General features: G+C 60.6%; 11 protein-coding genes and 1 tRNA gene. 10 read left to right on the top strand and 2 right to left on the bottom strand.

The features are described from left to right. Position 1: 1 nt before the first annotated feature. The 9 genes from JFY56_RS05055 (at position 2) to JFY56_RS05015 (ending at position 9,747) form a co-directional block, all read left to right on the top strand. Positions 2–1,279 (top strand): sulfotransferase family protein, encoded by a 1,278-nt coding sequence (locus tag JFY56_RS05055; protein WP_208312385.1) that lies wholly within the window; start codon positions 2–4, stop codon positions 1,277–1,279. A 227-nt stretch (positions 1,280–1,506) separates the two neighbouring features. Then, a complete protein-coding gene (gene rpsA, locus JFY56_RS05050; RefSeq protein WP_208312384.1) occupies positions 1,507–3,186 on the top strand; it encodes a 30S ribosomal protein S1 in 1,680 nt (559 codons plus the stop codon). A gap of 133 nt (positions 3,187–3,319) precedes the next feature. Further along, positions 3,320–3,604 carry an integration host factor subunit beta gene (gene ihfB, locus JFY56_RS05045; RefSeq protein ID WP_003091441.1) on the top strand — a complete coding sequence of 95 codons (285 nt, stop codon included), beginning with the start codon at positions 3,320–3,322 and terminating at the stop codon, positions 3,602–3,604. A 28-nt stretch (positions 3,605–3,632) separates the two neighbouring features. Continuing rightward, entirely contained in the window at positions 3,633–3,935 is a 303-nt protein-coding gene (locus JFY56_RS05040; RefSeq protein WP_208312383.1) for a lipopolysaccharide assembly protein LapA domain-containing protein, read from the top strand. Between the two features lie 6 nt (positions 3,936–3,941). Beyond that, positions 3,942–5,090 (top strand): hypothetical protein, encoded by a 1,149-nt coding sequence (locus JFY56_RS05035; protein WP_208312382.1) that lies wholly within the window; start codon positions 3,942–3,944, stop codon positions 5,088–5,090. Positions 5,091–5,153: 63 nt separating this feature from the next. Continuing rightward, entirely contained in the window at positions 5,154–6,116 is a 963-nt protein-coding gene (locus tag JFY56_RS05030) for a UDP-glucose 4-epimerase family protein (protein ID WP_208312381.1), read from the top strand. Next, the gene (locus tag JFY56_RS05025; protein WP_208312380.1) at positions 6,113–7,138 is read left to right on the top strand and encodes an MraY family glycosyltransferase; all 1,026 of its coding nucleotides are present in this window, start codon (positions 6,113–6,115) and stop codon (positions 7,136–7,138) included. The genes JFY56_RS05030 and JFY56_RS05025 overlap by 4 nt, the downstream gene beginning before the upstream one ends. Positions 7,139–7,211: 73 nt before the next feature. Beyond that, positions 7,212–9,203, top strand: coding sequence for a polysaccharide biosynthesis protein (locus tag JFY56_RS05020; protein WP_208312379.1), 1,992 nt, complete (start codon positions 7,212–7,214; stop codon positions 9,201–9,203). A gap of 193 nt (positions 9,204–9,396) precedes the next feature. Then, positions 9,397–9,747 carry a ComEA family DNA-binding protein gene (locus JFY56_RS05015; protein WP_208312378.1) on the top strand — a complete coding sequence of 117 codons (351 nt, stop codon included), beginning with the start codon at positions 9,397–9,399 and terminating at the stop codon, positions 9,745–9,747. Between the two features lie 187 nt (positions 9,748–9,934). Here the strand turns inward: JFY56_RS05015 and JFY56_RS05010 are convergent. After that, positions 9,935–10,010: transfer RNA gene (locus tag JFY56_RS05010), tRNA-Asn, on the bottom strand. Between the two features lie 69 nt (positions 10,011–10,079). After that, positions 10,080–11,276, bottom strand: coding sequence for an amino acid aminotransferase (locus JFY56_RS05005; RefSeq protein ID WP_208312377.1), 1,197 nt, complete (start codon positions 11,274–11,276; stop codon positions 10,080–10,082). A 184-nt stretch (positions 11,277–11,460) separates the two neighbouring features. Between JFY56_RS05005 and uvrB the strand changes: the two genes are divergently transcribed. Beyond that, positions 11,461–13,479: an excinuclease ABC subunit UvrB gene (gene uvrB, locus JFY56_RS05000; protein WP_208312376.1), complete on the top strand. Its 2,019-nt coding sequence runs from the start codon at positions 11,461–11,463 to the stop codon at positions 13,477–13,479. Positions 13,480–13,484 lie beyond the last annotated feature (5 nt).

Raw genomic sequence — 13,484 nt, 5'->3', positions numbered from 1 at the left:
AATGAAACGGGTAGTAATCATCCTCGGCATGCATAGGTCGGGAACCAGTGTGCTATCTGCCTCACTGGAGTGCCTTGGTGTGGAGTTCGGCAACAGGTTGATAGGGCCCAGGGATGACAACCCCAAGGGGTTCTGGGAGGATCGGGAGTTCGTCGAGCTCAACGACCGTCTGTACGCTGTCCTGGGGGCCAACTCGTCCAGCCTGGGGTTCGACGAGGAAGATCTTCTGCGGAGTACTGAATGCATCAGGCTCCAGGAACAGATCGGCCAATTGCTCGAGGAACGCCTTTCCGAGTATCCCGTGTTTGGTATCAAGGACCCGCGCATGCCGCGGTTGATGAACGTCTGGTGGCGGGTGCTGGAGTCCCGTGGACTGGACTGCAGTTTCGTGGTGCCCCTGCGGAATCCCCTGAGCGTGGCTGCTTCCCTGGCGGAGCGTGATGGCTTTGCGGCCTGCAAAAGCCTGCTCCTCTGGTACGAGCACATGTTCCGGGTCCTGATGTTTGTATGCACGAAGCATACAGTCGTCGTCGATTACGATCACTTTCTGGAGTGCCCCCGGACTGCACTGATGAGGATCGGTGAACGGCTTGGGCTGGATCTCGATGAATCATCGTTCACGCGCTTTTCCAGTCAGGTGCTGGACGATGGGTTACGTCACTCCCGTTTCGATGAGCTTGCCCTGCAAGGGCATGCCAATACCTTCCATGCGCTGTCCGAGCTCTATGCTCTCTTACGGGAATTGGCGAACGATCGATTAAGCCTTGAAACTGAAGCGTTTTTGCGTCGACGGAGCGAGGTAGAGAAAGCATTCGTCGCGATCTGGCCGTTGCTCCGTCACTGTGGGCAGCAGGATCTGCAACTGTGGGAGTTGTGGCAGAGCAATAATGCGGAGCGGGAATGGTTTTCCGAGGCTCAGGCCGGACTGATGGGTAGGGTCGAAGAGTTGGAGGGCTCGATCATGGCCAAGGAGATGGCCTGGCAGGAGGAGCGTAATCGTTTGCAGGACGAATATGCTCGGCTGCGGCGGGAGCTACAGGATCAACGGTGTGTCGCGAGAGGCATGGAGCAACAGTTGCGCGTAGCGATGACAGGGCTCGAGACTCTGCACCGAAGCCTTCAGGAGCAGCAAATGGAAATCGGAAGTGCGCGAGAAGCGTGCGCTGCCGCCAGGCGTAGAGTTGACTCCCTTCTCGCCAGCTCGTCCTGGCGCATCACCGCCCCGTTGCGCGGTATTCGTAGATTGTTCGGCAGTGAGCGCCATGAGGGGCGTAATTGACGGTGGTGCTGGTGGTTGCTAATATTCCAGGTCTTGTATTGGAAGGGTTTTGCTTGTTCGAGGCGAATCCTTCGTAAACCGAAAGTGGAGTGCCTGTCTTCTGGCAGGCACAACCGGGGTCGGTAGGGTACCAGTCCTGATCCTGCTGATTTCTTTTCATGACTTGACCGCGTCTGCTGGTGGCGCGGAACCGGGCGCATCGCGTGCCCTAGACTACAGGTATAAACATGAGCGAAAGCTTCGCAGAACTCTTTGAAGAAAGTCTGAAATCCCTCGACATGCAGCCGGGTGCAATCATCACCGGCATCGTGGTCGACATCGATGGTGACTGGGTCACCGTCCATGCTGGCCTCAAGTCCGAGGGCGTCATCCCGGTCGAGCAGTTCTATAACGAACAGGGCGAACTGACCATCAATGTGGGTGACGAAGTCCACGTTGCGCTGGACGCGGTTGAAGATGGCTTCGGTGAGACCAAGCTGTCCCGCGAGAAGGCCAAGCGTGCAGAATGCTGGATTGTTCTGGAAGCGGCTTTCGCTGCCGACGAAGTGGTCAAGGGCGTTATCAACGGCAAGGTCAAGGGCGGTTTCACCGTCGACGTCAGCGGTATCCGCGCGTTCCTGCCGGGCTCCCTGGTGGATGTGCGCCCGGTGCGCGACACCACTCACCTGGAAGGCAAAGAGCTCGAGTTCAAGGTCATCAAGCTGGACCAGAAGCGCAACAACGTTGTCGTTTCCCGCCGCAGTGTCCTGGAAGCCGAGAACAGCGCCGAGCGCGAAGCTCTGCTGGAATCCCTGCAGGAAGGTCAGCAAGTCAAGGGTATCGTCAAGAACCTCACCGACTACGGTGCGTTCGTTGACCTTGGCGGCGTAGACGGCCTGCTGCACATCACCGACATGGCCTGGAAGCGCATCAAGCATCCGTCCGAGATCGTCAATGTTGGCGACGAGATCGATGTCAAGGTCCTGAAGTTCGACCGCGAGCGCAACCGCGTATCCCTGGGTCTGAAGCAACTGGGCGAAGACCCATGGGTTGCTATCAAGGCTCGTTACCCGGAAGGCACCCGCGTCATGGCCCGCGTCACCAACCTCACCGACTACGGCTGCTTCGCCGAGCTGGAAGAGGGTGTGGAAGGTCTGGTGCACGTTTCCGAAATGGACTGGACCAACAAGAACATCCATCCGTCGAAAGTCGTTCAGGTTGGCGACGAAGTGGAAGTTCAGGTTCTGGACATCGACGAAGAGCGTCGTCGTATCTCCCTGGGCATCAAGCAGTGCAAGTCCAACCCGTGGGAAGACTTCTCCGGCCGCTTCAACAAGGGCGACAAGATCTCCGGCACCATCAAGTCGATCACCGATTTCGGTATCTTCATCGGCCTGGAAGGCGGCATCGACGGTCTGGTTCACCTGTCGGACATCTCCTGGAACGAAGTTGGCGAAGAAGCCGTCCGCCGCTTCAAGAAGGGCGACGAGCTGGAAACCGTCATTCTCTCCGTCGATCCGGAGCGCGAGCGCATTTCCCTGGGCATCAAGCAGCTGGAAGACGATCCGTTCTCCAACTACGCGTCGATGCACGAGAAAGGCACCATCGTTCGTGGCACCGTCAAAGAAGTCGATGCCAAGGGCGCTGTGATCAGCCTGGGCAACGATATCGAAGGCATCCTGAAAGCCTCCGAAATCAGCCGTGACCGCGTCGAAGATGCTCGCAACGTGCTGAAAGAAGGCGAAGAAGTCGAAGCCAAGATCATCAGCATCGACCGCAAGAGCCGCGTAATCAGCCTGTCGATCAAGTCGAAAGACGTCGACGACGAAAAAGAAGCCATGAAGGAACTGCGCAAACAGGAAACTGAGAGCACTGGTCCGACTACCATTGGCGATCTGATTCGTGCGCAAATGGAGAACCAGGGCTAATCCCCTCCGGTTCTTCGAAAAAAGGGCGACTTCGGTCGCCCTTTTTGTTTTCCCCTTCGGGCTGTTCAAAGCCTGATCAGCGTGCTAAAAGAACTACGAGCTGATCTAGCCGCTTGAAAACGAAGGGAAAACCATGACCAAGTCGGAGTTGATCGAGAGAATCGTCACCCATCAGGGGCAGCTTTCCGCAAAGGATGTGGAGCTGGCGATCAAGACCATGCTTGAGCAAATGTCCCAGGCCTTGGCGACTGGAGACCGCATCGAGATTCGTGGTTTCGGCAGTTTCTCTCTACACTATCGCGCCCCTCGCGTTGGCCGTAACCCGAAGACCGGCGAATCGGTACGACTGGATGGAAAGTTCGTGCCGCACTTCAAACCGGGGAAGGAACTGCGCGATCGTGTCAACGAGCCTGAATGAGAAGGGCTTTCTCCTTTAAGGAGTGTTCATGCTTTGGGTGAAGCGATTCCTGGCAATCCTTGCCATGATTGTGCTTTCAGTGTCTGTGGTGGTCTTTGTCCTGGAGAACCTGCAGGCTGCGCGCTTGGCGTTCCTCGGATGGCAGTCGCCTGAATGGCCCTTGGTCGTCTTTGTCTCCCTCGCTTTCATCGCTGGCGGGCTGATCGGCTTGCTTCTTGGCGTTCCCTTCAGGACGCGAGCGCGAATCAGAATGGCTGGCCTGCAATCCGAAGTTTCCCGATTCCGTAAGGAAAACCAGGCGCTCCGCGAAAAGTCGCCGAAAGATCAGTGACTTGAGATGTCCAGTGCCCTGGCTGCAATCTTTATTCTGCTTGCCCTCACTCTAGGGTGGTGGCTGGGCAGGCGCTCCGGTAGCGAATCACGGCCCGGCCAGGCTGCGAGTCTGCGCGAACGTATCCACAGTCTGCACAATGCACTCGACAGGCATTCCGATGACGCATTGGAAAGTCTTTCGCAGGGGCTTGCACTCAATCCCGAAACCCTGGAAAGCCATGTGCATGTGGGAAGCCTTTTCCGGCGTCGGGGCGACATTGAAAAGGCCATCCAGATCCACCAGGGGCTGCTCGAACAGGCAGGCGCCGAGCCTGGCCTGGTTGCGAAGCTGCATCTGGAGCTTGCGCGAGACTATATCGCCGGCGGGCTGCTGGGCAGGGCAGAGCAACTGCTGGATGAGCTGGTCAGACAGGGTGATCGGCCTATCTCCTTCGAGGCGCTTGATGAATTGCGGCGAATTCGCGAGCGCGAGAAGGATTGGCTGCAGGCCATCAAGCTGGCCGTTCCTCTGCTGGAAAGCAGGCCGCAACTCAGATCGAGCCTGGCGAACTACTATTGCGAGCTTGCCCAGCAGAAAGCCCGCGACGGCGACTGCAATGCAATGTCGGAGTTGCTGGGCGAGGCTCTGCGCGTAGATCGGCTGTGTGTCCGGGCGCTGTTGATGCGCATGGATGGTGAGCTCTGGCGAAAGGACGTGCTTGCAGCTGCTGCGACGCTGCGTGAGCTGCTGGAGCAGGCTGAAGGATATATCGGCGAGGTCGTTGCCGTTCTGGAGCGCCGGGAAGCTCTCCATGAGCCGGAAATCCTGGCTATTTTCAGGGAGCTGGCCGCAGCGCCGGATGCCGCTCCTGCGCTTCTGGTGGTTCTGGCGAGCCTGGATGGGGATAATACCCGGCGCTGGCGTGAGCGCTTGCTGGACCGGGTCAGGAGGCAGCCTTCCTGGCAGGGGATGATCGATTGCCTGGATATTTCCGGGGCGGAGGTCGGTGATACTGCAACGCTGTCGGGGGTGCGCTCGATCATTGCTGATCTGCACAAGCGTGCCCCGCGCTACCGTTGCGACAGTTGTGGCTTTTTCGGGCGGCAACTGCATTGGCAATGCCCGGGTTGTCATACCTGGAATACTCTGCGGCCGGTCACGACGCCCTGGTAGCGTTGGCGATGGCTTAATTCAGGGGCGGCGCGCAGAGCGCCCGATATTGTCGTAGGTACGGTGTTGAGAGTTCTTCTAACAGGCGCGACCGGGTTCGTCGGAAGTGGGTTGCTCGATCGCTTGCAGCGCTTGCCGGAGTTGCGCTTGCGCGTTGCGATTCGTTCGCGGGCGGCGAGTTTTTCTCCAGCAGTCGAAGTCTTCAGGATAGATGGCCTGAGCGCGCTCCAAGACTGGGCAGATGCACTGCACGAGGTGGACGTGGTCATCCACGCCGCTGCCAGGGTGCATGTGATGCACGAGAAGCTGGCCGATCCTATTTCCGAGTTTCGCGCTGTCAATGTCGACGCTACCCTCAACCTTGCGCGGCAAGCCGCGGCGGCAGGAGTAAAGCGTTTCATCTTCATCAGCTCGATCAAGGTGAATGGCGAGGAGTCAGCTGCGGGCGCTCCATTTACTGCAGATAGTAGGCTGAGCCCCCTTGATCCCTATGGCCAGTCCAAGCTGGAGGCTGAGCAGGGATTGCTCGATATCGCAGGCGAAACAGGTCTGGAGGTTGTGATAATCCGGCCGCCGTTGGTCTACGGGCCGGGCGTCCGGGCCAACTTCGCCAGCTTGATGCGTGCGCTCGATCGGCGACTGCCTTTGCCTTTTGCCCTGGTCGACAATCGTCGCAGTCTGGTTTCGCGGGCAAACCTCGTCGATCTGATCCTCTTGTGCATGAAGCATCCGGCTGCGGCCAATCAGGTATTTCTCGTGAGCGATGGGCGGGACCTCTCTACGGCAGAGCTTTGCCGTAAGTTGAGTCATGCTCTGGAGGTCCGGCCGAGGTTGCTTCCTGTTCCGCAGGGCCTCTTGCGTTTCCTGGCTGCTCTGTTGGGAAAGCGAGCGCAGATGCAGCGCCTGCTGGGCTCGCTTCAATTGGACATCGGCAAGACCGAGCGCTTGCTGGGGTGGACGCCACCAGTAAGTGTCGATGATGCCCTGCGGGAAACCGCGCGTTGGCACCGGGAGCATGGTCAGGGATGAAGTCTCTTCTGCTGTTGCTCTGCATCTTCGTGGTTTCGCTGCTCCTGACGGCGGCGGTTCGCCGTTATGCACTGAGTCGCAGCCTCATGGACGTACCGAACGAGCGCAGCTCTCACGAGGTGCCAACCCCAAGGGGAGGGGGAGTGGCGATAGTGCTGGCCTTTCTGCTGTCGTTGCCGTTGGCATGGGGTATGGGAGTCATCGAGGGCGGAGTATTGCTGGCTTTCCTGCCTCCAGGGGCCTGGATCGCCACTATCGGCTTCCTGGATGATCACCGGCACATTCCAGCGCGCTGGCGTTTGCTGGGGCACTTCCTTGGTGCGGCCTGGCTCCTGGTCTTCAGCGGGGGGCTGGCGCCCCTTGTGTTGGCGGGAGGGCGGCCGGACCTGGGGTTGGTCGGCGATCTGCTGGCGCTGATTTATCTCGTCTGGCTGCTGAATCTCTATAACTTCATGGATGGCATCGACGGAATCGCCAGCCTGGAGGCGGTTACAGTCTGCCTGGCAGGGGCGCTGTGTTACTGGCTGATCGGTCGCGGTGAGCTTGGCTGGCTGCCGTTGGCGCTGGCGCTGGCGACTGCGGGCTTCCTGGCCTGGAATTTCCCTCCGGCGCGAATATTCATGGGCGATGCCGGCAGCGGGTTCCTCGGGGTGGTTCTCGGAGGGCTGTCTCTCCAGGCGGCCTGGGTTGCGCCGCAGTTGCTCTGGAGCTGGTTGATCCTGCTGGCGGTGTTCATCGTCGATGCCACCTGGACGCTGCTCCACCGGCTGTTGCGCGGCGAGCGTGTCTACGAGGCGCATCGCAGTCATGCCTATCAGCGGATTGCGCGCAGTTGGGGAGGGCATCTCTGGGTGAGCGTGATGGTCGCCGCCATCAATCTGTTCTGGCTGGCGCCGTGGGCAATTCTGGTGGCCCTGGAAAAAGTGGATGGGTTGCTTGGGCTGATTATTGCCTATGCTCCATTGGTATTGGTCGTTGCATATTCAGGGGCTGGTCGTCCGGATAATCGGGTAGTGAGCTGAACTCCAACGGAATCGGTGGTCAATGTAATTCGGGGGTTGTACAAACCCGGGCTCGAAAAAGGAATCGAAAAGAATGCTCCGAGAACGCCTGCTAAAGCTTCCGCGACGGTACAAGCGTTTGCTGCAGGTCACGACTGACATCATCCTGGTTTGGGTTGCGCTGTGGCTTTCTTTCGTTGCGCGCCTGGGGATGGATGACCTGCTGTACCCGTTCAGGGCCCATAGCTGGCTGTTCGCTGTGGCGCCGGCTATCGCCATCCCGCTGTTCATACGTTTCGGCATGTACCGTGCAGTAATGCGTTATCTCGGCAACGATGCACTGATCGCCATCTGGAAAGCCGTGACCATCTCCGCTCTGGTGCTTTCCCTGGTGGTCTACTGGAATCGCGCGGTTACCGAAGTGGTTCCGCGCTCCCTGGTATTGAACTACTGGTGGCTGAGCCTGCTGATGGTGGGCGGCCTGCGGCTGGCCATGCGGCAGTACTTCATGGGCGGTTGGTACGATGCGGTGCAGTCCGTGCCGTTCTTCAACAACAAGCAGGACGGCCTGCCCAAGGTCGCTGTCTACGGCGCCGGTTCCGCTGGCAATCAGTTGATTGCTGCTTTGCGGGCTGGACGTGCCATGCGGCCGGTGGCCTTCATCGACGATGATGACGAGATCGCCGGGCGGGTTATTGCGGGGCTGCGAGCTTACAAGCCCAAGCACATCCAGCAGATGATCGAGGAGACCGGAGCGCAGGAAATCCTGCTGGCTATCCCGTCGGCCTCGCGTGCCCGGCGTCGCGAGATTCTCGGCCTGCTCGAGCCGTATCCGCTGCATGTGCGCAGCGTTCCCGGATTCATCGATCTGGCCAACGGCGGGGTACGGGTAGACGATATCCAGGAAGTGGATATTGCCGACCTGCTAGGCCGCGACCCCGTGGCCCCGCGCAAGGAGCTGCTGGAGCACTGCATACGCGGGCAGGCAGTGATGGTCACGGGGGCTGGCGGGTCCATTGGTGCGGAACTGTGCCGGCAGATCCTCTCCTGCGGTGCGACGACGCTGATTCTCTTCGAGCATTGCGAGTTCAACCTGTATCGCGTTCATCAGGAACTGGAGTCGCGCATCAAGCGTGAGTCCCTGGCATTGCAGCTGGTTCCGATCCTGGGGACCGTGCGCAACGCCGATCGCCTGCTCGATGTGATGAGGACCTGGAAGGTCGCCACGGTCTACCACGCCGCGGCCTACAAGCATGTACCCATTGTCGAGCACAATATTTCCGAGGGTGTGCTGAACAATGTCCTCGGCACCTTGCATACCGCCCAGACGGCAATTCAGGCGGGTGTACAGAATTTCGTGCTGATTTCCACGGACAAGGCGGTCAGGCCGACCAACGTGATGGGCAGCACCAAGCGCCTGGCGGAGATGATCCTGCAGGCGTTGAGTCAGGAGTCGGCGCCGTTGCTGTTCGGCGACAGGTCCGGCGTGCATCAGGTGAACAAGACCCGTTTCACCATGGTGCGTTTCGGCAACGTGCTGGGTTCCTCCGGCTCGGTGATTCCGCTGTTCCGTGAGCAGATCCGGCGTGGCGGGCCGGTCACGGTGACGCATCCCGGGATCACCCGCTACTTCATGACAATCCCCGAGGCGGCACAACTGGTTATCCAGGCGGGCTCGATGGGGCGGGGTGGGGACGTGTTCGTGCTCGATATGGGGCAGCCAGTGAAGATTCTGGAGCTGGCTGAGCGCATGATCCGCCTGTCAGGCCTGAGCGTACGTTCCGAGCGTACTCCGCATGGCGATATCGCTATCGAGTTCAGCGGCCTGCGTCCGGGGGAAAAACTCTACGAAGAGCTGCTGATTGGCGACAACGTGAGCGCGACCGACCATCCCATGATCATGAAGGCCAATGAGGAACTGATGTCGTGGGAGACCTTCAAGGTCGCTCTGGCGGAGCTGCTGAAGGCTGTTGAACGTGGCGATTATTCGCGGGTTCGGCAATTGCTGCGTGAGGTGGTCAACGGCTATAGCCCGGAAGGGGATATTGTCGATCTCATCCATCAGCAGCGGCGGGTCGAGCCCTGAGTCAGGCGTGTATTTGGCGGCTGTCGGAAGGCTCTTGCGAAACTGCTGACTTTTTCAGGGCGCGGCGGCGATTCGCCTGAATTCGCTCTGCCCTCAGGTTTTACGCTTTTCATGGACATTCCCGGAGATAAGGTTGCCTGGCGCTCTAATACGGAGCGCCACGCAATCTTTATTTTTCGATAAGGATGAAACTATGAAAGGAGTTCGCTTTTCTGTTTTGTTGGCGCTGATGCTCTCCTGTGCCTCACTCACCGGTGTGGCGTTTGGCGCCCCTAAGGCTGAAGTGGCCAAGCCGGTCGCTGCTGAAGCGGTGAGCCAAGCGACCGCTGCCGTGCCCGGGCAGGTATCCACGATCAATCTGAATACTGCCGATGCGGACACGCTGCAGAAGGAGCTCAAGGGCATCGGCAAGGTCAAGGCCGAAGCGATTGTCAAATATCGTGACGAACATGGCCCCTTCGCTTCCGTCGATCAGTTGCTTGAGGTCAAGGGGATCGGCAAGAAGCTTCTGGAAAGGAATGCCGACAAGCTGACCATCCAGTGAGGCTGGAGGTCTGAAGAAAAAGCCGGTCCTGGTGACCGGCTTTTTCATGGGCTGTTGGAGCTAATGTCGGTGTTGGGGGCTTAGCGGAGCGTTGGCCGCTGGCGTAGGCTGGTGCTGAGCGCAGCGAAGCCCAACACCCGGGAGCTCAAACGAAAAAGCCCCCGGCATGTGCCGAGGGCTTTGAATCTGGCTCCGCGACCTGGACTCGAACCAGGGACCCAGTGATTAACAGTCACTTGCTCTACCGACTGAGCTATCGCGGAACAACGGTGCGTATCCTACTGATTAAAAAGGGGAAGTCAAGCTTTTGGCCAGACTTCCCCGAGCTTTTTTCAGAGGACCTGGACGATGGCGCGGGTGACCGTCTCAATGTTGCCGTTGTTGAGCGCAGCAACGCAGATGCGGCCGGTGCCGACGGCATAGATGCCGAATTCGTCCTTCAGGCGCTCGACCTGCTCAGCGCTCAGGCCGGAGTAGGAGAACATGCCGCGCTGGCGGGCGACGAAGCTGAAATCGCGCTTGGCGCCGAAAGCGGCCAGTTGCTCGACCATGGTCTGGCGCATGGTGCGGATGCGGTCGCGCATTTCACCCAGTTCTTCTTCCCACATGGTGCGCAGTTCCGGGCTGTTGAGGACGGCGGAAACCACGCTGGCGCCATGGGTCGGCGGGTTGGAGTAGTTGGTGCGGATCACGCGCTTGACCTGGGACAGGACGCGGACGGACTCCTCGCGGCTGTCGGTGACGATGGACAGTGCGCCGACACGCTCGCCGTACAGCGAGAAGGATTTGGAGAACGAGCTGGAAACGAAGAAGTTCAGCCCGGACTTGGCGAACAGGCGCACCGCCGCCGCGTCTTCGTCGATGCCGTCGCCGAAGCCCTGGTAGGCGATGTCGAGGAACGGTACGTGTCCCTTGGCCTTCAGCACGTCCAGCACCTGCAGCCAGTCTTCCTGGCTCAGGTCGACGCCGGTCGGGTTATGGCAGCAGGCGTGCAGCACCACGATGGAGCGTGCCGGCAGGGCGTTCAGGTCTTCCAGCAGGCCGGCGCGGTTCACGCCATGGCTGGCGGCATCGTAGTAGCGATAGTTCTGCACCGGGAAGCCGGCGGCCTCGAACAGCGCGCGGTGGTTTTCCCAGCTCGGATCGCTGATCGCCACCACTGCATCCGGCAGCAGGCGCTTGAGGAAGTCCGCACCGGTCTTCAGTGCGCCGGTCCCGCCAACCGCCTGGGTGGTGACCACACGACCTTCCGCCAGCAGCTCGGAATCAGTGCCGAACAGCAGCTTCTGCACGCCCTGGTCGTAGGCGGCGATACCTTCGATCGGCAGGTAGCCACGCGGTGCATGGGCTTCGATGCGGGCCTTTTCGGCGGCCTGCACGGCGCGCAGCAGCGGCAGGCGGCCATCCTCGTTGTAATACACGCCAACCCCCAGATTGATCTTGCCGGGACGGGTATCGGCATTGAACGCTTCGTTCAGTCCCAGGATGGGGTCGCGGGGGGCCATTTCGACGGCGGAGAACAGACTCATTTGGCGGCAGCTCTAGGGCAAGATTGAGATAGCGAGTGCAACCCGTCGCGAGGGATGCTGTGGGTTGCGTTGGCGGGCCGGTATTATATCGGTCCCAGGTGCACGCGGCGAGTTCGTCGCGCGTGCTTTATGCCTGGTTTGACGTCGGCTTCTCCGCCGCGTCACAGCCCAGAGCGAGGTACCCATGTCGATTTTCCAGTTGGACTCGAAATTCAAGCCGGCGGGCGACCAGCCCGAGGCCATCCGGCAGATGGTGGAAGGGCTGGAGGCTGGGCTGTCGCACCAGACGCTGCTGGGCGTGACCGGCTCCGGCAAGACCTTCAGTGTCGCCAACGTCATTGCCCAGGTGCAACGCCCGACCATGGTGCTGGCGCCGAACAAGACCCTGGCCGCGCAGCTGTACGGAGAGTTCAAGACCTTCTTCCCGCACAACGCGGTGGAGTACTTCGTTTCCTACTACGACTACTACCAACCGGAAGCCTACGTGCCGTCCTCCGATACCTATATCGAGAAGGACGCCTCGATCAACGACCATATCGAGCAGATGCGCCTGTCGGCGACCAAGGCCCTGCTGGAGCGCGAGGACGCGATCATCGTCTGCACCGTGTCGTCGATCTACGGCCTCGGCGATCCCGCCTCCTACCTGAAGATGGTCCTGCACCTGGATCGCGGCGACCGCATGGACCAGCGCGAACTGCTGCGGCGCCTGACCAGCCTGCAGTACACGCGCAACGACATGGACTTCGCCCGGGCCAGTTTCCGCGTGCGCGGCGACGTGATCGACATCTTCCCGGCGGAATCGGAGATGGAAGCGATCCGCGTCGAGTTGTTCGACGATGAAGTGGAGAACATCGCCGCCTTCGATCCGCTGACCGGCGAGGTGTTGCGCAAGCTGCCGCGCTTCACCTTCTATCCGAAGAGCCACTACGTCACGCCGCGGGAAACCCTGATGAGCGCGGTGGACCAGATCAAGGAAGAACTGAAGGTGCGCCTGGATTACCTGCGCAACAACAACAAGCTGGTCGAGGCGCAGCGCCTGGAGCAGCGCACCCGCTTCGACATGGAAATGATCCTCGAGCTGGGCTACTGCAACGGCATCGAGAACTACTCGCGCTACCTGTCCGGCCGCGCTCCCGGCGAGCCGCCGCCGACCCTCTACGACTATCTGCCGGCCAACTCGCTGCTGGTGATCGACGAATCCCACGTCAGCGTTCCGCAGGTCGGCGCCATGTACAAGGGCGACCGCTCGCGCAAGGAAACCCTGGTGGAGTACGGTTTCCGACTGCCGTCGGCGCTGGACAACCGCCCGCTGCGCTTCGAGGAGTGGGAGGCGATCAGCCCTCAGACCATCTTCGTTTCTGCCACGCCGGGGCCTTATGAGGCCCAGCACGCCGGGCGGGTGATCGAGCAGGTGGTGCGTCCCACCGGGCTGGTCGACCCGGAAATCGAGGTGCGCCCGGCGCTTACCCAGGTAGACGACCTACTGTCGGAAATCCGCCTGCGCGTGGCTCGCGACGAGCGCGTGCTGGTGACCACCCTGACCAAGCGCATGGCCGAGGACCTGACCGACTACCTCGGCGATCACGGTGTGCGGGTGCGTTACCTGCACTCGGATATCGAAACCGTGGAGCGGGTGGAGATCATCCGCGACCTGCGCACCGGCGCCTTCGACGTGCTGGTGGGCATCAACCTGCTGCGCGAGGGCCTGGATATGCCCGAAGTGTCGCTGGTGGCGATCCTCGATGCGGACAAGGAAGGCTTCCTGCGCTCCGAGCGTTCGCTTATCCAGACCATCGGCCGCGCCGCGCGCAACCTGCACGGCAAGGCGATCCTCTATGCCGACAACATCACCGGCTCGATGCAGCGGGCGATCGGTGAAACCGAACGGCGTCGCGCCAAGCAGATCGCCTTCAACGAAGCCAACGGCATCGTGCCCAGGGGCGTGAAGAAGGACATCAAGGACATCCTCGAAGGCGCCACCGTGCCCGGTGCCCGCGGCAAGCGTCGCGGCGTGGCCAAGGTGGCGGAGGAGAGCGGGCGCTACGAAGCGGAGCAGCTGCGCTCACCGAGCGAGATCGGCAAACGCATCCGCCAGCTCGAAGAGCAGATGTACAAGCTGGCCCGCGACCTGGAGTTCGAATCCGCCGCCGCCGTGCGCGACGAGATCCACAAGCTCCGCGAGCGGCTGGTCGAGGTCGGTTGACTCCG

It is taken from the genome of Pseudomonas schmalbachii, assembly GCF_017589465.1.
Taxonomy (GTDB): Bacteria; Pseudomonadota; Gammaproteobacteria; order Pseudomonadales; family Pseudomonadaceae; genus Pseudomonas; species Pseudomonas schmalbachii.
Note: the sequence above shows the minus strand (reverse complement) of the source record. Positions and strands in the feature narration are given on the sequence as shown.

Bases quoted from the DNA above. Each gene is read 5' to 3' on its own strand.
- JFY56_RS05055 (WP_208312385.1), top strand. From the start codon at position 2: ATGAAACGGGTAGTAATCATCCTCGGCATGCATAGGTCGGGAACCAGT.
- rpsA (WP_208312384.1), top strand. From the start codon at position 1,507: ATGAGCGAAAGCTTCGCAGAACTCTTTGAAGAAAGTCTGAAATCCCTC.
- ihfB (WP_003091441.1), top strand. From the start codon at position 3,320: ATGACCAAGTCGGAGTTGATCGAGAGAATCGTCACCCATCAGGGGCAG.
- JFY56_RS05040 (WP_208312383.1), top strand. From the start codon at position 3,633: ATGCTTTGGGTGAAGCGATTCCTGGCAATCCTTGCCATGATTGTGCTT.
- JFY56_RS05035 (WP_208312382.1), top strand. From the start codon at position 3,942: ATGTCCAGTGCCCTGGCTGCAATCTTTATTCTGCTTGCCCTCACTCTA.
- JFY56_RS05025 (WP_208312380.1), top strand. From the start codon at position 6,113: ATGAAGTCTCTTCTGCTGTTGCTCTGCATCTTCGTGGTTTCGCTGCTC.
- JFY56_RS05020 (WP_208312379.1), top strand. From the start codon at position 7,212: ATGCTCCGAGAACGCCTGCTAAAGCTTCCGCGACGGTACAAGCGTTTG.
- JFY56_RS05015 (WP_208312378.1), top strand. From the start codon at position 9,397: ATGAAAGGAGTTCGCTTTTCTGTTTTGTTGGCGCTGATGCTCTCCTGT.
- JFY56_RS05005 (WP_208312377.1), bottom strand. From the start codon at position 11,276: ATGAGTCTGTTCTCCGCCGTCGAAATGGCCCCCCGCGACCCCATCCTG.
- uvrB (WP_208312376.1), top strand. From the start codon at position 11,461: ATGTCGATTTTCCAGTTGGACTCGAAATTCAAGCCGGCGGGCGACCAG.